The sequence below is a fragment of the Methylobacterium iners genome (assembly GCF_022179305.1).
In the GTDB taxonomy this organism is placed as follows: Bacteria; Pseudomonadota; Alphaproteobacteria; order Rhizobiales; family Beijerinckiaceae; genus Methylobacterium; species Methylobacterium iners.
Genome location: NZ_BPQP01000033.1, coordinates 131,049 through 152,432, shown reverse-complemented (window position 1 = coordinate 152,432; position 21,384 = coordinate 131,049). Strand labels below are relative to the sequence as shown.

The window sequence follows — 21,384 nt, the reverse complement described above, 5'->3', positions numbered from 1 at the left end:
CCGAGCGCTCCCTCAATCAGGGATCACAGCCGCAGGCGCGAGACGATTGGCGCTTGCCCCTGACGGGGAACGACGAACCAGAGCCCGTTGAACTCCGTCTTCCCCACCGGCGCCGCCGTCGGGTGACCCCAGAGCTTGAGCAAGGCGGGAATCGTGTCGGAATGCGCAACGATGAGGACGGTGTCGCTGCCGTGCTCCGTGCGGAGACGTTCCGACAGCGCCGTCAGGTCATCCTTCGGCGCGGTCCGGACCTCGAGGTTGAGCGCCTGCGCCAGGGGCGCCGCCGTCTCCCGCGAGCGCAGGTACTGGCTCGCATAGATCGCGCTGACGCCCGCATCCTTGAGCAGGCCGACCAGGGATTGGGCGCGCCGCGTCCCGTCCTCCGTGAGCGGCGGGTCGCCGTCCATCATCCCGCCGACGAGGGCCTGTTCCGCGTGACGCACGAGGATGACCGCCTGCTGCGCGAAGGCGGGCGCGAGGCCGGTTCCCAGCAGCAGTGCAGCGAGGAACGCGCCTCGGACGGTGCGGGTCCCAAGGATCGGTGAGACAGAAGGCTTCAAGTCCGACCTCCACCCTACGGACCGAGGCCGAGGCAGAACGACTCGGATCGCCCGCGACGCTACCACAGAGCCGGATACCTGTCCCATCGACCGCAAAGCCGCCCGGGAGCGGATCGACGTTGGTGACCAGGGCCAAGGGACCGCGCGGACGACCCTCCGTCAGCCTGATGCGGTCCGCCGGAACCAACTCTCCCCCTCTCGCCTTTCCCGCGAGGGCGTGCAGGGGCGCCTCCGCAAGCCTTTGGCCCAGTCAAAACGCCGGGCAACGCGGCGCATGTATGTCTACGTCCGAAACGACAGAAATAAAATTGTAGTATTTCTTGGATCGACGGGGCATGCGACGCATAGGGTGCGTCAAACGAAAAACAGGCTTCCAGGCGCATAGAGGCGCGTTTCGGAGCCAAAAAAACGGAAAACTGGTGGCTGTCTTGACCGGATCGGCGTCGGACCGGCACGAAAACCGCGATTTTCATCCCGGAAGCGCGAAAGCACCCGGTCGACACTGCGTCCAAATGCAATCGAATTCATCACGCACATAATGCTGGCACCGGTCGATTTAGACTGTGCGTATTCTGGAAATCGGCGAGGTGGGCTGCTATATGCGCGAGAGACGCCGCACGCGAATGTGCGGCCTCGCGTGAAAGGGACGCCCGATGGCCATGGGTTCGCAGCAGGAGACGGCAAGAATCTACGATTTCGCCAAGGCGCGCGCCCGCCGCGACGCCGTCAGGCCCGCCTCCGATCCGCAGGCGCCGAAGGTCGTCGCGAGCGATTTCGGCAGCGGCTGGTACCACGAGGCCGCCATCCAGGAGGCCGATCGGCCCCGCAAGAACTAGCGGAATTGGGGGCAGGCGAAGAAAATCTCGCCGCGTCTGTCGATTTCCCTCCGTCTCCCGGCTCATCTCCTGCAAGCGCGGATGGTCTGCGCTGACGGGTCAGCTCGCCGAGAGGAAACGCATCGTGCCGTTCTCATCGGCCGCCCGGCCCGGTCCATACTGGAAGGTGGGAATCGAGCCGATGCAGTACATGCTGATCTACAAGGAGACCGACGCGCAATTCGCCGAGCGTGAGGACCCCGAGAAGGCGGGCCCCTATTGGGGTGCCTGGACGGCCTATATCGGCGCCATTGCCCAGGCGGGCGTGATGGTCAGCGGCAACGGCCTCCAAGGTCCCCATGCGGCTACGACGATCCGCGTGCGCGATGGGCGCCGCGAGGTCCAGGATGGTCCCTACGCGGATGCCAAGGAGCAGCTCGGCGGCTACGTCATCGTTGAGGCGCCCGATCTCGACGCGGCCCTCGAATGGGCGGCCCGCGCGCCGAGCGCCGCTTACGCCTCCGTCGAGGTGCGACCGGTTCTCCCGCCACCGGCCCCGTGATGGCCGACGCGCGCCAGGCCGCCGAGGGCGTGGCGCGCGCCTCCTACGGCCGGCTCGTCGCCCTGCTCTCCGCGCGGACCCGCGACATCGCCGCGGCCGAGGACGCCCTCGCGGAGGCGTTCCGCGCCGCCCTGGAGACCTGGTCCGTTCGGGGCGTCCCCGAGCGGCCAGAGGCCTGGTTGTTGATCGCGGCCCGGCGCGCGTTCGGTCACACGCTCCGCCACCGCGCCGTCCGTGATGCCGCCGCGGCGACGCTGAGCCTGCTCGAGGCGGAGACCCACGGCGAGGCCTCTCCCGTCTTCCCCGACGAGCGGCTGAAGCTGCTCTTCGTCTGCGCGCATCCGGCGATCGATGGGGCTGCGCGCACGCCCCTCATGCTCCAGACGGTGCTCGGCCTCGATGCCGGCAGGATCGCGGCGGCCTTCGTGACCGCGCCCGCGACGATGGCCCAGCGCCTGGTGCGAGCCAAGGCGAAGATCCGCGATGCCGGCATTCGGTTCGAGGAGCCGGACGCCGACGCGCTGCCGGCGCGCCTCGCCTCGGTCCTCTCGGCGATCTATGCGGCTTACGGCACGGGCTGGGACGAGGGGCTCGGCACCGGCCTGACCGGTGAGGCGATCTTCCTCGGGCGCCTGCTCGTGGCGCTTCAGCCCGATGCGCCGGAGGCGCGGGGTCTGCTCGCGCTGATGCTCCATTGCGAGGCGCGGGCGCAGGCCCGACGAGGCCCGGATGGCGCCTACGTGCGCCTCGCCGAGCAGGATACCCGACTCTGGTCACCGGAGCTCATCGCCGAGGCCGAAGGACATCTGATCGTGGCTGCGCGCCGGGCAACCTTCGGCCGTTTCCAGACCGAAGCCGCCATCCAGTCGGTGCATGCGCAGCGCGCCGTGACCGGCACCACGGATCTGCGCGCGCTCTGCACCCTTTACGATCTTCTCGCCGAGCATGCGCCGACGATCGGCGTCCTGGTCAGCCGCGCCGCCATCCACGGCGAGGCGAGCGGGCCGGAGATCGGGCTCGCCCTTCTCGACGCACTCGATTCGGACAGGGTGGCGAGTTACCAATCCTTCTGGGCGGTGCGGGCACATCTCTTGAGAGCCGCAGGTCGGCGGGCGGAAGCGGCGCCGGCCCTCGACCGCGCCATCGGCCTCTCGGACGACCCGGCCGTCAGGGCCTACCTTGCCAGGCAACGCTGAGCGGCGGGAAAGCCGGCTCAATATTTCGCAATACTGCCGAGAAGGGACCGTGCAGCCGCCAGAGAAGTCGAAATCGGGTCGATGGATGCGCTTTACGCTGGCGAATACCATCCATCGTGCTAGGCTCAACCGCAGCCGGTCAAAGCGAGGCCAGCATGCGAGTCGTCGCCTTCAACGTTGAGAACCTGTTCGAGCGGGCCCGGGCCCTGAACCGGGACGAGTGGGTCGACGAGCCGGGCTCTGATCCCTCGCGATGGTCGGCCGGACGGGCTGCCCTGGAAGGCTATTCCAAGCTGAATGCCCTCCTGCGCAAGACGACCTACGACGCTGCCGACAAGGCCGCGATCGTGGAGCACCTCAAGGCGCTCGGGCTGGAGCGGAACGACGAGAGCAAGCTCGTCGTCCTGCGCAAGAACAGGGGTGCGCTCCTCAAGCGTCCGCGTAGCGGCGGGATCGAGGTCGTCGCCAACGGCCGGGACGATTGGATCGGCTGGCTCGAACTGAAGCGGGAGCCCGTCGACGAGGTCGCGACCCGCAACACGGCCCGGGTGCTCGCGGCTCTCGATGCCGACGTCGTCGTGGTGGTCGAGGCGGAGCACCGCATCTCGCTGTGCCGGTTCAACGAGCAGGTCATCGAGGCGGTAGGCGGCCGGCCCTACGACCACGTCATGCTGATCGACGGCAACGACGAGCGCGGGATCGATGTCGGCCTGATGACGCGGGCCGGTGCCGCCATCGATCACGTCCGCAGCCACGTCGACGACCGGGAGGGCAAGCAGACGATCTTCAGCCGCGACTGCCCGGAGTTCCACCTCCGGCTGGCCTCGGGCGAGCGGCTCGTGATCCTCGCCAACCACCTCAAGAGCAAGGGTTATGGCGGCGCCGCGCAATCGGCGGCTCGGCGCGAGATGCAGGCCCGGCGGATCCGCGGGATCTATGACGGGCTGCGGGCCGACGGCATCGAGCACGTCGCGATCGCCGGCGACCTCAACGACACGCCCGACAGCAAGCCGCTGGCACCGCTCCTCGCCGACGGGTCCGACCTCAAGGACATCAGCGCCCATCCGAGCTTCGACGACGGCGGCCGCCCCGGCACCTACGGTAACAGTACCAAGAGCAACAAGATCGATTACATCCTGCTCTCGCCCGCGCTCTTCGCGAAGGTGACGGCCGGGGGCATCGACCGCCGCGGCGTCTGGGGCGGCAGGAACGGCACGCTCTGGCCGATCTTTCCCGAGATCACCGAGGCCCACGAGGCCGCCTCCGACCACGCCGCGATCTGGGCCGACCTGGACATCTGACCTCGCCTGCGCTCACGCCGAGGTCAGATCGCCGGATCGAAGCTCGCGCCCGCTGCGCCCCCGGCCCTGAGGCGGGAGGCGAGGACGGCGACGGTCATGATGGTGGCGAAGATCGCGAAAATGATCGGATTGAAGATCACCAGTGCGACGAAGCAGATCGCCGCCATCGCGAGCGCGAAGGCCGGCGCGGCGGGATAGAGCGGCGCCCGGTAGGGCCGCGCCAGGTTCGGCTCCGAGTGGCGCAGCTTGAACAGGCTCGCCATGCTCATCGCGTACATGACGAGCGCCCCGAACACCGCCATGGTCACGATGCTGGCGGTGAGCGACTGCCCGGCGATGGTGATGAGATTGTCGCTGTAGATCGCGCCGATCCCGATCGCGCCCCCGGCCAGCGTCGCGATGTGCGGCGTCCGGAAGCGCGGATGCACGCGCGCGAGCACCCGCGGCAGGAAGCCGGCCCGCGACAGGGCGAAGATCTGGCGGGCATAGCCCATGATGATGCCGTGGAACGAGGCGACAAGGCCGAACAGCCCGAGCCAGACCAACATGTGCAGCCAGCCGCTCGACTCGCCGACCACGCCTTTCATCGCCTGGGGGAGGGGGTCGTTGAGGTTGCTGAGCGCCTTCCAGTCGCCGGCCCCGCCCGCGAAGATCATCACGCCGAAGGCGAGCACCGTCAGGGTCAGGACCCCCGTGATGTAGGCGATGGGAATGGTGCGCTTCGGCTCCTTCGCCTCCTCCGCCGCCATTGCGACGCCCTCGATCGCCAGGAAGAACCAGATCGCGAAGGGGATGGCCGCGAAGATCCCGCCGATGGCAGCCGACCCGAAGGTGTCGCTGCCGGCCCAGCCCCCTGCCGTAAAGTTGGCGAGGCTGAAGGCCGGCGCCACGACGCCCATGAAGACGAGGAGTTCGCCGACGGCCAGGACCGTGACGAAGAGCTCGAAGGTCGCGGCGATCCGCACCCCGACGATGTTGAGGGTGACGAAGAGGATGTAGGCGCCGAGTGCTGCCAGCTTCGGGTCGAGGCTCGGAAACTGGACATTGAGGTAAGCGCCGATGGCGAGCGCGATGGCCGGCGGGGCGAAGACGAACTCGATGAGCGTGGCGAAGCCGGCGATGGCGCCGCCCGTCGGCCCGAAGGCGCGCAGGCTGTAGGCGAAGGGCCCGCCCGCCTGCGGGATCGCGGTCGTCAGCTCCGTGAAGCTGAAGATGAAGGCGACGTACATCGCCGCGATGAAGATGGTCGTGATCAGGAAGCCCAGCGTGCCGGCGCTGGCCCAGCCGTAGCTCCACCCGAAGTACTCGCCCGAGATGACGAGGCCGACGGCGATGCCCCAGAGGTGGAAGGCGTTCAGGCTCTTGTCGAGGGCAGGGGTCTGACTCTGCATGCTCGGGTCCTCGCTCGGCCGTGTTCGGCGATAAGGCCAAGCAAGAGTGCTGCCGCGCCGAGCGCGGCGCAAGCGCGGCGTTCAGGCTGCCGTGGCGCGGGGGCGGAGGCGGCCCGTCTCCTTCGGCCGGATCTCCATGGTGTTGCCGCGCCAGACGATGGCGCTCTGCATCCAGGCGCTCGCCCACATCGCCGGGAACACGACGTCGCGCACCAGGAAGGCGAGGACGAGGCGCGGCGAGCGGAACCAGCCGGCGCGGATCGCCAGCGCATATTCGGCGCCGTACCAGAGGAAGGCGAGCGCCAGCAGGCAGAGGCCGACCGTGAGGGTCGGCACCGCCGCGAAGGCGATCAGGAAGGGCAACACCGCGCCGGTGCCGATCTCGGGAGCGAAGAACAGTGGGAAGGTGACGCGGCGCAGGCGCGCCCAGCGCACCTGGCGCGACCAGATCTCCGCGAAGGTGCGGCGCCCCAGCGGCTGGTCGAAGGGCGAGGCGACGAGGTGGACGCGGCGCCCGGCCTGGCGGACGAGCTTGGTCGCCGCGGCATCCTCGGCGATCTCGGCGGCCAGCGCCCGGATGCCGCCATGCGCCTCGAGGAAGGGCTTGTGCCAGAGCATGCTTTTGCCCTGCGCGAAGCCGAGGCCCAGGCTCTCGCCGGTATATTGCCAGCGCGCCTGCAGGGTGTTGAGGAAGGCGCATTCGAGCTCGGCGAAGAAGCCGTAGGGCCGCGCGCCCACCGGCGTCGAGCAGACGAGGCCGGTCTCCGCCCGCCAGGCGGCCTGGAGCTGCTGCAGGTAGTCCGGTGGCATCAGCACGTTGGAATCGGCGAGCACGACCCAGTCGTGGCGCGCCGCCTCCCAGCCCCGCACGCAATTGTTGAGCTTCGGATTGTCGCTCACCCGCTCGTCGCCGACGATGAGGCGCGCCGGCACATGCGGGTGCGCCCTCATCAGGCGGTCGAGGAGGGGCACGATCGGGTCGGCGCCGTCGGCCACGCAGAAGATGAGCTCGTAGGTCGGGTAGTCCAGGCGGAAGCCGTGGGTCAGCATCTCCTCGCTGAAGGCTTCGAGGCCGCAGACTGGGCGGACCAGGGAGACGGGGGCGCCGGTCGGGAAGGTCGAGGTGCCGCGCTTGCGCCCGAGCCTTCGACCCGCGATGGCGAGGCTCGTCAGGTTGATCAGCGTCAGGACGGCGCACAACGACAGGGCGAGGATGGTGCCGCTCTCGACCTCGCCCGTCATTCGCCCTCTCTCCCTTCGCCGGGACGCACCGCGCCCGTTCCGCTGCGGCGGTCCGCGATGTCTTCGAGCCCGGGCGTCGTCGAGACCCAAGGTTGCCCGTGGCATCCGACGTCGCGCAATCCAACGCCCCTAACAGGCGCGGTGTTTCAGTCGTATGACAAGCTGTTGACCGGCGAGGGCTGCCGGCGCGTGGAGGCCAAGGCTTGGGCAAGCTGACGAGCGTCGCCGTCCTGGGGGCGGGCCTTTCCGGCGCGGTCGCCGCCCGCCGGCTCGCCGAGGCCGGCCTCGCCGTCACGGTCCTCGACAAGGGGAGGGGCGTCGGCGGGCGCCTGGCGACCCGGCGAAGTTCGGACCCCGCACTCGCCTTCGATCACGGCGCGCAGTTCATGCGGGCGCGCGGACCCGCCTTCGCCGCATGCCTCGCCGACTGGGAGGCCCGGGGCATCGTTGCGCCCTGGAGCGAGTCCGGCCGCTTCGTCGGTACGCCGGGAATGACGGCACCGGTGCGCGACCTCCTCGCCGGCCTCACGGTTCGGTCCGGACTGACCGTGACGGGCCTGACCCGGGACGCCGACGGCTGGAGCCTCGCGACGACCGAGGCACCGCTTCCGGGCCGCTTCGACGCCCTCGTCGTCAGCTTTCCCGCGCCGCAGATCCGCCGCCTGCTGGAGTCGAGCGGCCGCTCGTTGCCGGGGCTCGGCATCCCGGTCTATGCACCCTGCTGGTCGCTGATGCTCGCCCTCCAAGGGCCGGCTCCGTTCGAAGGGCCCGACCTGGCATTCGAAGCCGAGCCGATCGCCTACGTCGCGCGCGACGATTCCAAGCCGGGCCGGCTGCCGGGGCCGGTCCGCCTCGTCGTCCACGCCGCGCCGGACTGGTCGCGAACCCACCTCGAGGACGACCGGGACAGCGTCGCGACCGCCCTGGTCCACGAACTCGGACGCCTGCTCGGCGCGCCGGTGACGCCGATCCATGCGAGCGTGCATCGCTGGCGCTACGCCATGGTCGAGACGCCGCTCGGCCAGGATTGCCTCTACGATCCCGGCCAGCGCCTCGGCGCCTGCGGGGATTGGTGCCTCGGCGGACGCGTCGAGGCGGCGTTCGACAGCGGCGCGGCCGTGGCGGCCCGGCTCCTCGCCGGCCACGAGGCGGGATGACGCCCCCGATCGTGTTTCACCCGGCCTACGAGGTGGCCCTCCCGGAGGGACACCGCTTCCCCATGCGCAAGTATGGCCGCCTGGCCGAGGTGCTGCGCGCCCGGGGTCTCGCTCCCAACGGCTTCGTTCGTCCGGAGCCCGCGGATGCAGCCCTGATCGCGCAGGCGCACGATCCGGGCTACGTCACTTCCGTCTTCGATCTGACGGTGCCGAGGGCGGTCGAGCGGGAGATCGGCCTGCCGATCGATGCCGGCGTCGCGGCCCGCGCCCGCGCCTCGGCGGGGGGAACGCTCGCCGCCGCGCGCCTCGCCCTGGCGGAGGGGCTCGCGGGAAGCGCCGCCGGCGGCAGCCACCACGCGAGGCGGGACAGCGGGGCCGGCTTTTGCATCTTCAACGACGTCGCGGTCGCCGCGCGCGCCCTCCAGGGCGAGGGCGCGATCCGGCGCGCGCTGATCGTCGATCTCGACGTCCACCAGGGCGACGGCACCGCCGATTGCCTCCGCGACGCCCCCGACCTGTTCACGCTCTCGCTCCACGGCGAGAACAACTATCCCACGCGCAAGATCCCCGGCGACCTCGATATCGGTCTGCCCGACGGTCTCGAGGATGCCGGCTACCTCGCCGTGCTCGAAGCCCGCCTGCCGCCGCTCCTCGACGCAATCCGGCCCGAACTCGTCTTCTACAATGCCGGCGTCGATCCCCATCGCGACGACCGGCTCGGGCGCCTCGCGCTGACCGATGCCGGCCTTGCGGCCCGGGACCGCTTCGTCGTGGCCTCCGCTCGCGGCCGATCGATCCCGCTGGTCGCGGTGATCGGCGGCGGCTACGGCAACGACATCGATGCGCTCGCCGGGCGTCACGCCCTGGTCTTCGAGGCGATGGCGGGCCTCGCCTGAGGCGCGAGCTCGGCCCGGCGCCTGCTCGGTCCCATGCTACGCGGCGACGCGCAGCGCCTCGATTTCGATGAGGGCGCGGTGCCGAGCCAGGCGGACGGAAGCCAGGGTTCGCTCCAGATCGCTGCCCTGCTTGCAGGCCTCTTCGAGCTCCCGGCAGAGGTCGGACAGCTCACCAAAGCCGAGGAGGCCCGCGGAGGAGACGAGCCTGTGCGCCTCGCCGGCGAGGCGGTCGCGATCGATCTTCGCGAGATGCGCCTCGCCCAACCCGGCCTCGATCTGCTTGGCCAGGCCGTCGAGAAGATCGCCCATCCGCCGCTGACCCATCAGCTCGGCCAGCTCGTCGTAGACCGTCCGGTCGATCGCATGGGTGGCATGGTGCATCGGTGCGACGGGCTCCTGCGACGGCTTGTGAGCGAGGGGATCGCGCATCCACCGCTCGATGGCGGCGTAGAGCGCGTCACGGCGGAACGGCTTGCCGACATGGTCGTCCATGCCGGCGCCGCGGAACTCCGCGATCTGGGCCGGCAGCACGTTGGCGGTCATCGCGATGATCGGGATGTCGCACAGGGGCGCCGCCAGGGCGCGGATGTGACGGGTCGCGGCGACGCCGTCCATGCCGGGCATCTGGATGTCCATCAGGACGACGTCGTAGGGTTTCGACTGGACGGCCACGATCGCCTCCAGGCCGTCATTGGCGATGTCGACCTTGTGGCCGGCCCGTTCGAGGACGGCGCGGGCGAGCTCCTGATTGATCACGAGGTCCTCGACGAGGAGGATCGTCGCCGGGCGGATCTCCCCGGGCGGCGCCGTGGCAGCCGCCTCCTCGGGGCGGGCCGCGGATTCGGGAAGCCGCAGGGCGAACCAGAAGGTCGAGCCCTGGCCGAGCGTGCTTTCCACGCCGATCGTGCCGCCCATCAGCTCGACGAGGCTCTTGGAGATGGCCAGCCCGAGGCCGGTCCCGCCGAACTCCCGTCGGATCGAGCCGTCGATCTGGCTGAAGCGCCGGAAGAGCTGCGCCTGCTTGTCCTCGGGGATCCCGATGCCCGTGTCGGTGACGGCGAAGCGAAGGCTCGACTTCCCGCCCCGCGGCGTCGGCGCGACGCGCAGGGTGACGCTGCCGCGCCGGGTGAACTTCACCGCGTTGTTGAGCAGGTTGAGCAGGATCTGCCGAAGGCGGTTCTCGTCGCCGAGCACCATCGCGGGGAGGGCGGGGTCGAGGTCGATCCGCAGCGCGATCGCCTTCTGCTCCGCGAGGCCGCGAACGATCGCGGCGGCGTTCTCGACGAGGCTGTCGAGCCTGAAGCTCGTCTGGTCGAGCTCGACCTCGCCGGCCTCGATCTTCGAGAAGTCGAGGATGTCGTTGACCACCGTGAGCAGGGCCGAGCCCGCGCATTGGATGCGCTCGGCCCGCTCCCGCTGCTCGGCGCCGAGATCGCGGTCGTCGAGCAGGAGCTCGGTGTAGCCGATGACGCTGTTGAGCGGCGTGCGGATCTCGTGGCTCATGGAGGCGAGGAAATCCGTTTTCGCCTGGCTCGCCTGTTCCGCCTGGATGCGAGCCCGCTCGGTGTGGTCGCGCGCGGCGCGCAGCTCGGCCTCCACCGCCTTGCGGGCGGTGATGTCGCGCGCGACGTCGATGAAGCCGAGCACTGCGCCGGTCCGCTCGCAGAACAGGACCGTGGGGTTGACTTCGAGCCAGACGGGATGCCCGTCCCTGTGCATCATCCGGTACTCGAACTTGGCCCGTCCACCCGGCCCGGCCGCGACCAGCGCGCGGAACGCGGCCTGCACGGACGAACGATCCTCGGCGTGGATGAAGTCGAGGGGCGAGCGCCCGAGCATCGCCTCGGAGGCGTACCCCACCACCGCCTCGACGGCCGGCGACAGGTAGCGCAGGAGGCCGTCCGGATCGATCCGCGCGATGATGTCGCTCGTCTTCTCCGAGAGCAGGCGGTGAAGCGCCTCGCTCTCGCGGAGCGCGTCGTGCGCGGCGCGCCGGGCCGTGATGTCGCGCGCCGTGACGACGACCGCCTCGTCGGGCGCGCCCGGCTTCGTGAGCTGGAAGACCGCTTCGACCCAGACGTAGTGCCCCTGCTTGTGCCGGACGCGGTGCTCGCTCGTGACCTGCGGGCTCGCGGCGGTCAGGCCGCGGTACTCGGCGGTGACGCGGGGAAAGTCGTCGGGATGGACGTACTGGTCGGTCGGGAGCGCGGCGAGTTCCTCGGGCTCCCATCCGACCACGTTGCGCGAGGCCGGAGAGACGTAGGCGCGCCGCCCCATCAGGGTGGGCTTCAGGGCGATCAGGTCGCTCGTGTTCTCCGCGAGCAGGCGGTACCGGTCCTCGGCGCCCCGCCGCTCCGTGATGTCGGTGTAGGTCCGGACGACGCCCCCGTCGGGCGTCGGGTTGATCCGGATCTCGAGAACCTGTCCGTCGGCGTTGCGCCGCTCGTAGCGCACGTCCTGCGAGCGCCGGTCCTCGTCCAGGGTCCAGCGGGAATCGTCGTCGACGAGCTTGCCCCAGCGGCTCGCCTGGCGGGCATGCGCGCGCACCGCGCCGTAGCTCGGGCGCTCCGCCATCAGGCCGGGGGGAAGTTCGAGGAGCTCGATCGCGCGGCGGTTGGCCACCTGCACCGTGCCGCCCCCATCGACCATGATCAGGCCCTGATCCATCGCGTCGAGGGTCCGGGTCAGGAGCGCCGTCGTCCGCGACAGGGTTTCCTCCGCCCTCCGGCGCTCCGTCACGTCCAGGACGGCGCCGAGCACGGCGACGAGATCGCCCCGCGCATCCCGCTCGACGACGGGGCGGACCAGAATCGTCCGCATCTCGCCCGCCGCGGTGATGATGCGATGCTCGCAATCGGTGCCTTCGCGCCTCTCCACGACGCCCCGCCACCATCGATGGACCCGATCCCGGTCCTCGGGATGGAACATCGGGCCGAACGTCGCGAAGGAGGGCCTGAAGGTCCCCGGCTGGACGCCGTAGATCCGGTAGAGTTCGTCCGACCACCGGACCTCGGGGCCGTCGCCTAGGATGTAGAAATGCCCGACCTCGGCGACGCGCTCGGCTGCCGCATGCAGTTGGTTGGTCTCCCGCAATGTCGCCTCGTTCCGCGCGAGCACCCGGTGCATCGCGCCGAGCTGCGTCTCCCGCCGACGGCCCCGTTCCAGTTCCCGCAGCAGCAGGATGATGAGCGCCCCGACGATGGCCGTCGTGCCGGCGCCGACGGCGAGCGCGCGGTTCCGTTCCATCGCGAAGGGCGCCATCACCTCGTCGAGGGATTTGCCCACCGTCACCACCAGGGGGTGGGCGGCCAGCGTCCTGTAGCCGAAGATCCGCGTATGCCCGTCGAAGGCGGAGCGCGCCTCGTAGGACCCGGTCAGGCTCCGCTTGAGATGCGCGAACACGCCCATGAAGGGCTTCTTGCCGCCCGACAGCGTCGCGGCGTTGATGTCGTACATGCCCTCGTTCACGGGGTGGCGGGCGCGGACGAAGCCGTCCACCCCGAAGAGCGCCACGCTTCCAAAGGTGCCGACGTCGAGCGCCTCGAATTGTTGCGACAGGAAGAGCGGATCGAGGGAGATGACGACGACGCCGGCGAAGGTTCCATCCCAGTGGCTCAGGCGTCGGGCGAGCTGCAGCACGTAGCGCCCCGTGATCCGCCCTTTCAGCGTCCGGTCGACGTAGAGGCCGATCTCCGGTTCGGCCGAGAGCGCGCGGAAATAGTCGCGGTCGCGGATGTTGAAGCGCGGCATGCCCGGAGCGAGCGGCGTCTTCGAGGCGATGAGCTCGCCCTCGGCATCGTACATCGAGACCTGATTCGCCACGGCTCCGATGGATGCGGCGCGACGGATCCAGGCGGCGGGATCGAACATCTCGTTGTCCCGCCTGAAATCGTCCTGGATGAAGCGCATCACCTGGTCGACGTTCACGAGCAGGCGCTCGACCTGCTGCTCCATGGCGACGGAGAGGTTGCGGACGTCGTGATGGGATTGCTGCCGGATCGTCTCCGACCGCAGGTGGAGGTGGTAGAGCAGGCCGGCCCAGAGCAGCGCGACGAGGATCAGCCCGGCACCGACGACGCAGGCCTGCAGCCGACGTCCCCGTCCCCGTGGCGCCCTTCCGCCCTCCGCCCCCTCACCGTTTTCGACAAGCATCAGAGCCGCCCCGGCATGCGTGCCTTCGCCCTCCGGGCGCGGCCCGCCGATCCGTATCGCCCGGGCGGAGTTTAGGCGCGCACGGGTTAAGGATCCTTGCGGTCGCTCACCCCGCCGACATGCGGCCCTGCGTCCGGCCGCCGCCTCAGGTCGCGAGGGGCGCACGGATCGAGCAGGCGACGCCGTCGGGATCGTAGCGGATCTCCGTATGGCCGCCGAGCTCCGCGGCGAGGCCGCGCTCGATCAGGCGCGAGCCGAAGCCCCTGCGGGACGGCGTCTCGACGAGCGGACCGCCGCGCTCCTGCCAGAGGAGGTCCAGCCGCTGGTCGTCGCGACCTCCCTCGGTGGTCCAGCGGATCTCGACCCGTCCGCCCGGGACCGACAGGGCGCCATACTTCGCCGCGTTCGTGCACAGCTCGTGGAGCCCCATGCTGAGCGCCAGGGCGGAACGCGGCAGCAGGCGGACCCGCGGCCCCTCCACGACGAAGCGGGAGGCATCGTCCTCGGCGTAGGGACGGATCACCTCGGACACGATCGCCCCCAGCTCGGCGCCGGCCCAGCCCTCGCGGGTGAGCACGTCATGGGTGCGCGCGAGCGCGAAGAGCCTGGCCTCGAAGATCGGTCGCGCCAGGGCGCCGTCGCCCGTGAGGCCCCGGAAGCTCTGGGCTGCGATCGCCTGTACCGTGGCGAGGGTGTTCTTCACCCGGTGGTTCAGCTCGTCGACGAGCAGCCGCCGGGTCGTCTCCCGTCCGCGCAGCTCGGCCGAGGCGGATTCCAGCGCGGCCGCGATCAGCCGGCCCTCGCGGACCGGCGCCGCCGAGAGCGTCGGCAGCGGCTTGTGCTGCCCCAGGGCGGAGGCGGCCTCGGCCAGCTCGTGGAGCGGCCTGGCGATCCGGCCCGCCAGCAGCCAGGCGAGGAGGGCCGCGGCCAGGGCCACGACGCTGCCGGACAACAGGATGTTCCAGCGCAGGTCGGACACGGGAGCCAGCGCCTGGGCGGCCTGGTGGCGGACGACGACCGACCATTCCAGGCCCGGGTAATCCCGGTAGCCGCGGGTCGGCGCCGCGGCGGTCACGTAGGGTTCCGTGCTGTCGGGCCAGCGCTGGGTCGTGCTCCCCAGTCCATCCGCCGACGCCAGGCGAGCCACCTCCGCCGGCGCCGGACGTCCCTCGAGCCGCGGGGGCCCCAGCAGCACGGTACCGTCGTGGCCGAGCACCATGATCTCCGCACCCTGTCGACGCCCCCGCAGGCTGGCCGCGAGGGCGCGCTCCGTACCCCGTGCCCAGCGCCAGTCGAGATGGGCCGCGATCACGCCGACGAGTTCGCCGTCGGCGCCGCGAACCGGCGCGGCGAGGTCGACGAGGCGCAGGGGCTCGCCGTCGGGACGCGGCAGGAGCCTGGCGAGCAGGATCGCATCGTGGACGTCCCCGACGAACGGCCCCTCGCGGCCGGCGAGGAAGTAATCGCGGCGCGAGACGTCCGTGCCCTCGATCAAGCGATTGCTCGTGGCGAGCAGGCGGCCCGCCGGGTTGATGAAGGCGAGGATCGCGTAGTCCGGATAGGTCCGGTGCATCCGCTCCAGGATCGCGCGCCGCGCGTCGTTGGAGCCGTTCGGATCGCGCAGCGTATCGTTGGCGGCGGCGATCTGCAGGTCCCGCCAGCGCTCGAACATGCCGCGGTCGAGCATCTGCGTCGTATGCTCGGCGAGTTCCTTGAGCTGGGCGGCGATCTCGACCTCGAGCCGCTTCGTCGCCTCGTGACCGACGGCGACGGACAGAACGAGCGTCGAAGCGAGGCCGAGGGCTCCCAGCGCCATGGCGAGGACGAGCCGCAGGGAGGGAAGCTTGGAGCGCAACCCGGAGAGGCCGTCCACGGCCTGCCGGATCCAACCTGCCTGCTGCGCCACGCTGGCAGGCGTCGCGGGCGGGGCGAGATCGGTCGCGAAACGCATCGACACCCTCCCTGGATCAAAGGATGTCAACGCATCCGATGTCACCCGTTAAGAAACGGTTAACGATGCGCGACCTCAAGACTTTCGAATTAAGACTGCATCAGTGTTGAAAATGTTGTCTGCCAACATCGAGCGATCGCGAACCTGAAGGCCACGGTCCGGATCGACCTCGTCCCTTGAGGAGATGCCGCTCGCAGCATCTTCAAGATCATATCACGACGGCGAAACAGTCAAGCTTCCCCGCGATGCTTGAGACGTGGGGATGGTTTCGCCCGAATGACTACGACCATTCACATTCCTGTTATCGGGCGCTGTAGGCCCTGAAATCGCGCCGCAAAGCTCCCGGGCCGTGCTGCGCTCGCGCCCTGCCCAACCCGATGCGTTCTCGCCTCACGCAGGACGAACGAAGAAGGTCCCGGGTTGAGCCCGGGACCTTCATGACGTCGGGATGCCGCGGACGGCGCGTGTCGAACGACGTTACTGGCTGCCGTCGACGGCGGCCCTGAGCACCGGCGTCCAGCGCGCGACCTCGCTCTCGACGAGCTTCTGCAGGGCGGCGGGGCCGCGCTCGGCCTGGGTCGGAACCGTGCCGCCGAGCTCGAGGATGCGCTTCTTGGTGTTGTCGTCCTCGAGCGCCTTGGCGAGCGCCGCGTCGAGCTTCGCCGCGACGTCCTTCGGCAAGCCCTTCGGCGCGAAGACCGCGTTCCAGGCGCTGACCTCGTAGCCCGGCAGACCTGCCTCCTTGGTGGTCGGCACGTTGGGCAGGGCCGGCGAGCGCTCGGGCGTCGCGATGGCGTAGGCCTTGATCGTACCGCCCGTGATCTGGGGCGCCACGTTGACGATCTGGTCGGTCATGAAGTCGACTTGGCCGGCCATCATGTCGTTGAGCGCCGGACCGGTGCCGCGATAGACGACGAGCGTCGGCTTGGCGCCCACGATCGAGTTGAACAGGATGCCCGTCGAGTGCGAGACCGAGCCCACGCCGGCATGGGCCTGGTTGATCTTGGCGCCGCCGCTCTTCACCGCCTCCAGGAAGGTCTTGAGGTCGGGCGCGTCGAAGTTGTTCTTGGCGACGATCACGATGGGCGTGCCGGCGGCGAGGCCGATCGGGTCGAAGCTCTTGGCGGGATCGTATTTCAGGCCCTTGAACAGGGCCGGGGCGGCGCCGTGGGTGCCCATATGGCCCATCATGATCGTGTAGCCGTCGGGCGTGGCCTGCGAGGCCCGGGTGATCCCCGTCGTGCCGCCGGCGCCCGCCACGTTCTCGATCACCACCTGCTGGCCGAGCGAGCGGGACATGGTCTCGGCCACGAGGCGCGCGATCACGTCGGTGGGGCCGCCCGGCGCGAAGGGCACGATCATGGTGATGGGGCGCTCGGGGTAGCCTTGCGCCGAGGCCGGGCCTGCGAGCGCCGCGGCGGCGAGGCCGAGGACGGCGAGCCTGCGGGTGAGAATGCTCCTCATGACGTTTCCTTCTCCATGCGTGTTCTGGCGTTCCCGGTCGCCTCAGGCTTCCGTGAAGACTTCGTCGCGGCTCTTGCGCAGGGACGGCAGCAGGGCGGCGGCGAGCACCACGGCCGTGAGCAGCAGCAGCCCGGCGGCGACCGGCCGCTCGAGGAAGACGATCGGATCGCCTCGCGACAGCGTCAGGGCCCGGCGCAGATACTCTTCCATCAGCCGCCCCAGCACGAAGCCGAGAAGCAGCGGCGCCGGCTCGAAGCCGAGCTTGATCAGGGCGTAGCCGACGATCCCGAAGAAGGCGATGAACATGACGTCGGTCGGCACCGAGTTGATGGAGTAGATGCCGATCGAGCAGAACATCAGGATCGCGGGGAACATCAGCCGGTAGGGCACCTTCAGGAGGCGCACCCAGAGCCCGACGAGGGGCAGATTGATGATGAGCAGCATCAGGTTGCCGAGCCACATGGAGGCGATCATGCCCCAGAACAGGTTCGGGTTCTTGGTCATGACGCCGGGCCCCGGCACGATGCCGTGGATGGTCATGGCGCCCACCATCAGGGCCATGACGGCGTTCGGCGGGATGCCGAGCGTCAGGAGCGGGATAAAGGAGGTCTGCGCGCCGGCATTGTTCGCGCTCTCGGGCCCCGCGACGCCCTCGATGGCGCCGTTGCCGAAGCGGGATGGATCCTTCGCGATGCGCTTCTCGATCGCGTAGGAGGCGAAGGGGCCGAGCACGGCGCCGTTGCCGGGCAGGATGCCGAGCGTCGAGCCGATCACGGTCCCGCGCAGCACGGAGGGCGTCGCCTGCTTGATGTCGGCCCGCCCCGGCAGCAGCCGGCCGATCTGCTGGCGGACGACGTCCCGGGTCTCGGTATGGTCGAGGTTGCGCAGGATCTCGGCGATGCCGAACAGGCCCATCGCGAGCACGGAGAAGTCGACGCCGTCGGCGAGGAAGGCGAGGCCGAAGGTCATCCGCTCCTGCCCGGTCTCGAGGTCGGTGCCGACCGAGGCAAACAGGATGCCGACGAGGATCATCGCCACGGCCTTGAGGATCGAGCCGCGCGCCAGCACCACGGCGAAGACGAGGCCCATCACCATGAGCGCGAAGTACTCGGCCGGTCCGAACACCAGGGCGAGCTTGGTCAGCGGCGCGCCGAGCGCGGCGATGAGCAGGGTCGCGACGGTGCCGGCGAAGAACGAGGCAATCGCCGCGGTGCCGAGCGCGATGCCGGCCCGGCCCTGGCGGGCCATCTGGTGGCCGTCCAGCGTCGTGATGACGGAGGTGGCCTCGCCGGGAATGTTGACGAGGATCGCGGTGGTCGAGCCGCCGTATTGCGCCCCGTAATAGATGCCCGCGAGCATGATCAATGCGCCGACGGGATCGAGCCCGAAGGTGATCGGCAGGAGCATCGCGATCGTCGCGATCGGCCCGACGCCGGGCAGCACGCCGATCAGCGTGCCGACGAGGCAGCCAAGGAAGCAGAGCGCGAGGTTCTGCAGGCTCAGGGCGATCGAGAAGCCGAGGCCGAGATTGGCGAGGAGGTCTGTCATGGCTCGCGCCGCCGCTCAGGTGGTCATGGAATGCGGGGCGACGTCGACGCGGCGGCCACTGCCGCGGCCGAGCGCCAGGCCGAGGAGGCCGCCGAGCGTCAGCAGGCCGGCGGCGATCCGGAGCAGGACGCGGGTCGAGATGCTGCCCGAGATCGCCTCGATGACGAAGGTCGGGAAGATTGGGATCGGCAGGTTGAGCAGGTCGCCGAACAACAGCATGCAGCCCGCCGTCAGGAACAGGGCCAGGATCACGAGTTCCCGGAGGCGCGCCTCCGGCGTCGCGTAGCCGCCGATCAGGATGGCGAGCGGGCCGGCGACGATCAGGCCGAGGCCTGGCGTCGTGACGGGGCCGAGCGCGAAGGGACGGATGGTCAGCGCGAAGGCGAGGATCGCGGTGACGACCACGAGCATGCCGCGCCAGGCGACCGGCGGCAGGGGGTCGCCCCGCTTGACGAGGCCCGCCACGACGAGCGCGACGCCGCAGGCAGCCACGCCGATCGCCAGCCAGCGGGGCATCAGGCCGGGGCCCATGGCTCCAAGCGTTCCCTGCGGGAGGTCCCCGCCCGCCCAGATCGCGAACACACCGAGCGCGACGAGGCCGAGGCCGCCGACCACGCTTTGCGGCCCGCGAATGGGACCGTTCGACCGACCCGAGCCGCCGATAGGCTCGCTCATGACCTCACCTCCCGTACCGCCATTCTTTTCGTCCGCCGCTCCGGGCAAATGGGCCTTCCTTGTGTCATGTCTCGGCGCCCGCGTCTCGCGCGATCTCTTTGAGATCGCTGCCCAAAACCCAAGAAAACATCACGGCGAGGGGGTCATTCCGTCGTGACGCCGGCCTCCTTCACCACCGGCGCCCACTTCGCCATCTCCGCCTTGACGTGCTCGCCGAGCGCCTCCGGCGTCGAGCTCACCACGGTGGCGCTGAACGCCTTCATCCGCTCGATCAGGTTCGGATCGGCCATCGCTTTGCGCGCGGCGGCATTGAGACGCTCGATCACGGCGGGCGGGGTCTTGGGCGGGGCGAACAGCGCGTTCCAGGTGTAGGTCTCGTAGCCCGGCAGCCCGGCTTCCGCGATCGTCGGGATGTCCGGGAAGGAGGACGCCCGCTCCTTCGTCGTCACCGCGAGGCCGCGCAGGCCGCCGGACTTGATGAACTCAGAGGCCGAAGGGAGGTTGTCGAACTGGATCGGGACCTGTCCGGCCACGACGTCGTTCAGGGCCGGGCCGGAACCCCGGTAGGGGATGTGCTGCATGCTGACCCCGGCCATGCTCTTGAAGAGCTCGCCCGACAGGTGCAGCGGGGTGCCGAGGCCGGATGAAGCATAGTTGTACTTGCCAGGCTCCGCCTTGAGGAGGGCGATCAGCTCCTTCACGTCCTTGACCGGCAGCTTCGGGTTCACCACCAGCACGTTCGGGATGACGGCGAGCAGCGAGACCGGCGCGAAATCCGCGATCGGATCGTAGGGCTTGCGCTTGAGCATCAGCGGGTTCAGCGCGTGCGTCGCGACCGTGCCCATCAGGATGGAATAGCCGTCGGGGTCGGCCTTCGCGATGCGCGCGGCGCCGACATTGCCGCCGGCGCCGACCACGTTCTCGACGATCACCTGCTGTCCGAGCTCGTCCGACATCTTCTGGGCCACGAGGCGACCGACCACGTCGGTCGATCCGCCGGCCGCGAAGGGAATGACGAGGGTGATCGGCCGGGTCGGGTACCCCCCTTGCGCGCGGACGGGACGGCCCGCGGCGGCCAGCGTCGCCGCCGCGATCGAGCCGAGCAGGACTGACCGGCGGGCCGGGTAGGAGTGGCTCATCTGTTTCCTCCGAAATCTTTTCTGTTGCCGGCACCTTACACGCAGATAGGTCGGAGGGAACGGGCCTCCGTGATCTCCCGGTGGATCGCGAGCCCTCCGGCACGCGGGAGGTGTTTTTGCGCTGGGCGCGGCGAGGATCGACCGCCAGAATGGCGCTCCGAGCCACGATTCAAGGACGACCCGATGCGACGCCTGCCGCCTGCCGCCTCACGCCGAACCCTGATGCGCGCTGGAGCCCTTGCGCTCCTGCTCGGGGCCGCCTCTCCCGTCCCCACTCTCGCCCTGCAGGGACCGGAGCCAGCGAAGCCGGGCGAGACCGCGGCAGCCAAGGCCCGCATCGTGATCGTCGCCACCGGCGGCACCATCGCCGGCGCCGGCGCGGATGCCAGCAACAGCGCGACCTATCAGGCGGCCAAGGTGCCGGTCGACAAGCTGATCGCCGCGGTGCCGGCCCTGTCGAAGGTCGCCGAGGTGCGCGGCGAGCAGGCCTTCCAGATCGCGTCGGAAAGCTTCACCAACGTGCAGCTCGTCCAGCTCGCCAAGCAGGTCTCGAAGCTCCTCAAGCAGGACGACGTCGACGGCGTCGTCATCACCCATGGCACCGATACGGTGGAGGAGACCGCCTACTTCCTCGACCTCGTCGTGCGCAGCGACAAGCCGATCGTCATGGCGGCCGCGATGCGGCCCTCCACCTCGCTCTCGGCCGATGGCGCCCTCAACCTCCTCGACGCCGTCACCGTGGCTGCGAGCAAGGAGGCGCGCGCCAAGGGCGTGCTGCTGACCATGAACGACGAGATCCAGGCGGGCCGCGACGCGACGAAGCGCGTCAACATCAAGCCCTCCGCCTTCTTCAGCCAGTGGGGGCCGCTCGGCATGGTGGTCGAGGGCAAGACCTACTTCTTCCGCGCGCCGGTCAAGCGCCATGGCACCGCCTCGGAGTTCAACATCGACGAGATCGAGACCCTGCCCGAGGTCGCGATCGTCTACGGTTCCGGCAACATGAGCCCAGCCGCCTACACCTCCGCCGCTCAGGGCGGTGCCAAGGCCATCATCCACGCCGGCACCGGCAACGGCTCGGTCGCCGGCTACCTCGTCGACACCCTCAAGGGCATCCGGGGGCAGGGCGTCCACATCGTCCGCTCGTCGCGCGTCGGCGACGGCTTCGTGCTGCGAAACGCCGAGCAGCCCGACGACACCTACGACTGGGTCGTGGCCCACGACCTCAATCCGCAGAAGGCCAAGATCCTCGCCGCCGTGGCGTTGACGAAGCCGGTGGACGCCAAGGAGCTCCAGCGGATCTTCTGGGAGTATTGAGGCCGCGACACGACGGCGGTG

Annotated in this window: 16 protein-coding genes; 7 read left to right on the top strand and 9 right to left on the bottom strand. The window is 69.8% G+C overall.

What is annotated here, in order from left to right; translation table 11 throughout:
- Nucleotides 1-23: 23 nt before the first annotated feature.
- Entirely contained in the window at nucleotides 24-560 is a 537-nt protein-coding gene (locus MFF55_RS12115) for a phosphoglycerate mutase family protein (protein ID WP_238244342.1), read from the bottom strand.
- Between the two features lie 653 nt (nucleotides 561-1,213).
- Here MFF55_RS12115 and MFF55_RS12110 point away from each other — a divergent pair.
- The 4 genes from MFF55_RS12110 to MFF55_RS12095 all read left to right on the top strand — a co-directional run bounded on the left by MFF55_RS12110 (nucleotide 1,214) and on the right by MFF55_RS12095 (nucleotide 4,434).
- Complete coding sequence (locus tag MFF55_RS12110) at nucleotides 1,214-1,396, top strand: DUF2735 domain-containing protein (RefSeq protein WP_238244341.1); 183 nt, start codon at nucleotides 1,214-1,216, stop codon at nucleotides 1,394-1,396.
- Nucleotides 1,397-1,520: 124 nt separating this feature from the next.
- Complete coding sequence (locus tag MFF55_RS12105) at nucleotides 1,521-1,937, top strand: YciI family protein (protein WP_238244340.1); 417 nt, start codon at nucleotides 1,521-1,523, stop codon at nucleotides 1,935-1,937.
- The gene (locus MFF55_RS12100; protein ID WP_238244339.1) at nucleotides 1,934-3,133 is read left to right on the top strand and encodes an RNA polymerase sigma factor; all 1,200 of its coding nucleotides are present in this window, start codon (nucleotides 1,934-1,936) and stop codon (nucleotides 3,131-3,133) included. Before MFF55_RS12105 ends, MFF55_RS12100 begins: the two co-directional genes overlap by 4 nt.
- Nucleotides 3,134-3,288: 155 nt before the next feature.
- Nucleotides 3,289-4,434, top strand: coding sequence for an endonuclease/exonuclease/phosphatase family protein (locus tag MFF55_RS12095; RefSeq protein WP_238244338.1), 1,146 nt, complete (start codon nucleotides 3,289-3,291; stop codon nucleotides 4,432-4,434).
- A 23-nt stretch (nucleotides 4,435-4,457) separates the two neighbouring features.
- On the opposite strand, the gene eat is transcribed toward MFF55_RS12095, so the two are convergent.
- Nucleotides 4,458-5,825 carry an ethanolamine permease gene (gene eat / locus MFF55_RS12090; RefSeq protein ID WP_238244337.1) on the bottom strand — a complete coding sequence of 456 codons (1,368 nt, stop codon included), beginning with the start codon at nucleotides 5,823-5,825 and terminating at the stop codon, nucleotides 4,458-4,460.
- Nucleotides 5,826-5,906: 81 nt separating this feature from the next.
- Nucleotides 5,907-7,067 (bottom strand): ceramide glucosyltransferase, encoded by a 1,161-nt coding sequence (locus tag MFF55_RS12085; RefSeq protein WP_238244336.1) that lies wholly within the window; start codon nucleotides 7,065-7,067, stop codon nucleotides 5,907-5,909.
- Nucleotides 7,068-7,270: 203 nt separating this feature from the next.
- Here MFF55_RS12085 and MFF55_RS12080 point away from each other — a divergent pair, with 203 nt between their 5' ends.
- Complete coding sequence (locus MFF55_RS12080) at nucleotides 7,271-8,224, top strand: NAD(P)/FAD-dependent oxidoreductase (protein WP_238244335.1); 954 nt, start codon at nucleotides 7,271-7,273, stop codon at nucleotides 8,222-8,224.
- The gene (locus MFF55_RS12075; RefSeq protein ID WP_238244334.1) at nucleotides 8,221-9,120 is read left to right on the top strand and encodes a histone deacetylase family protein; all 900 of its coding nucleotides are present in this window, start codon (nucleotides 8,221-8,223) and stop codon (nucleotides 9,118-9,120) included. The genes MFF55_RS12080 and MFF55_RS12075 overlap by 4 nt, the downstream gene beginning before the upstream one ends.
- Before the next feature lie 36 nt (nucleotides 9,121-9,156).
- On the opposite strand, the gene MFF55_RS12070 is transcribed toward MFF55_RS12075, so the two are convergent.
- The 6 genes from MFF55_RS12070 to MFF55_RS12045 all read right to left on the bottom strand — a co-directional run bounded on the left by MFF55_RS12070 (nucleotide 9,157) and on the right by MFF55_RS12045 (nucleotide 20,049).
- A complete protein-coding gene (locus MFF55_RS12070) occupies nucleotides 9,157-13,272 on the bottom strand; it encodes a PAS domain S-box protein (protein WP_238244333.1) in 4,116 nt (1,371 codons plus the stop codon).
- Between the two features lie 145 nt (nucleotides 13,273-13,417).
- Complete coding sequence (locus MFF55_RS12065) at nucleotides 13,418-15,223, bottom strand: sensor histidine kinase (RefSeq protein ID WP_238244332.1); 1,806 nt, start codon at nucleotides 15,221-15,223, stop codon at nucleotides 13,418-13,420.
- 477 nt (nucleotides 15,224-15,700) lie between these two features.
- On the bottom strand, nucleotides 15,701-16,687 hold the full coding sequence (locus tag MFF55_RS12060; RefSeq protein WP_238244331.1) for a tripartite tricarboxylate transporter substrate-binding protein: 987 nt from the start codon (nucleotides 16,685-16,687) through the stop codon (nucleotides 15,701-15,703).
- Between the two features lie 42 nt (nucleotides 16,688-16,729).
- Nucleotides 16,730-18,235 carry a tripartite tricarboxylate transporter permease gene (locus tag MFF55_RS12055; RefSeq protein ID WP_238244330.1) on the bottom strand — a complete coding sequence of 502 codons (1,506 nt, stop codon included), beginning with the start codon at nucleotides 18,233-18,235 and terminating at the stop codon, nucleotides 16,730-16,732.
- A gap of 15 nt (nucleotides 18,236-18,250) precedes the next feature.
- Nucleotides 18,251-18,910, bottom strand: coding sequence for a tripartite tricarboxylate transporter TctB family protein (locus tag MFF55_RS12050; RefSeq protein ID WP_238244329.1), 660 nt, complete (start codon nucleotides 18,908-18,910; stop codon nucleotides 18,251-18,253).
- A gap of 143 nt (nucleotides 18,911-19,053) precedes the next feature.
- Nucleotides 19,054-20,049 carry a Bug family tripartite tricarboxylate transporter substrate binding protein gene (locus MFF55_RS12045; protein WP_238244328.1) on the bottom strand — a complete coding sequence of 332 codons (996 nt, stop codon included), beginning with the start codon at nucleotides 20,047-20,049 and terminating at the stop codon, nucleotides 19,054-19,056.
- A gap of 183 nt (nucleotides 20,050-20,232) precedes the next feature.
- Here MFF55_RS12045 and MFF55_RS12040 point away from each other — a divergent pair, with 183 nt between their 5' ends.
- The gene (locus tag MFF55_RS12040) at nucleotides 20,233-21,363 is read left to right on the top strand and encodes an asparaginase (RefSeq protein WP_238244327.1); all 1,131 of its coding nucleotides are present in this window, start codon (nucleotides 20,233-20,235) and stop codon (nucleotides 21,361-21,363) included.
- Nucleotides 21,364-21,384: the final 21 nt, after the last annotated feature.

Bases quoted from the DNA above. Each gene is read 5' to 3' on its own strand.
- MFF55_RS12045 (WP_238244328.1), bottom strand. From the start codon at position 20,049: ATGAGCCACTCCTACCCGGCCCGCCGGTCAGTCCTGCTCGGCTCGATC.
- MFF55_RS12085 (WP_238244336.1), bottom strand. From the start codon at position 7,067: ATGACGGGCGAGGTCGAGAGCGGCACCATCCTCGCCCTGTCGTTGTGC.
- MFF55_RS12055 (WP_238244330.1), bottom strand. From the start codon at position 18,235: ATGACAGACCTCCTCGCCAATCTCGGCCTCGGCTTCTCGATCGCCCTG.
- MFF55_RS12095 (WP_238244338.1), top strand. From the start codon at position 3,289: ATGCGAGTCGTCGCCTTCAACGTTGAGAACCTGTTCGAGCGGGCCCGG.
- MFF55_RS12040 (WP_238244327.1), top strand. From the start codon at position 20,233: ATGCGACGCCTGCCGCCTGCCGCCTCACGCCGAACCCTGATGCGCGCT.
- eat (WP_238244337.1), bottom strand. From the start codon at position 5,825: ATGCAGAGTCAGACCCCTGCCCTCGACAAGAGCCTGAACGCCTTCCAC.
- MFF55_RS12110 (WP_238244341.1), top strand. From the start codon at position 1,214: ATGGCCATGGGTTCGCAGCAGGAGACGGCAAGAATCTACGATTTCGCC.
- MFF55_RS12075 (WP_238244334.1), top strand. From the start codon at position 8,221: ATGACGCCCCCGATCGTGTTTCACCCGGCCTACGAGGTGGCCCTCCCG.
- MFF55_RS12070 (WP_238244333.1), bottom strand. From the start codon at position 13,272: ATGCTTGTCGAAAACGGTGAGGGGGCGGAGGGCGGAAGGGCGCCACGG.
- MFF55_RS12060 (WP_238244331.1), bottom strand. From the start codon at position 16,687: ATGAGGAGCATTCTCACCCGCAGGCTCGCCGTCCTCGGCCTCGCCGCC.
- MFF55_RS12065 (WP_238244332.1), bottom strand. From the start codon at position 15,223: ATGCGTTTCGCGACCGATCTCGCCCCGCCCGCGACGCCTGCCAGCGTG.
- MFF55_RS12050 (WP_238244329.1), bottom strand. From the start codon at position 18,910: ATGAGCGAGCCTATCGGCGGCTCGGGTCGGTCGAACGGTCCCATTCGC.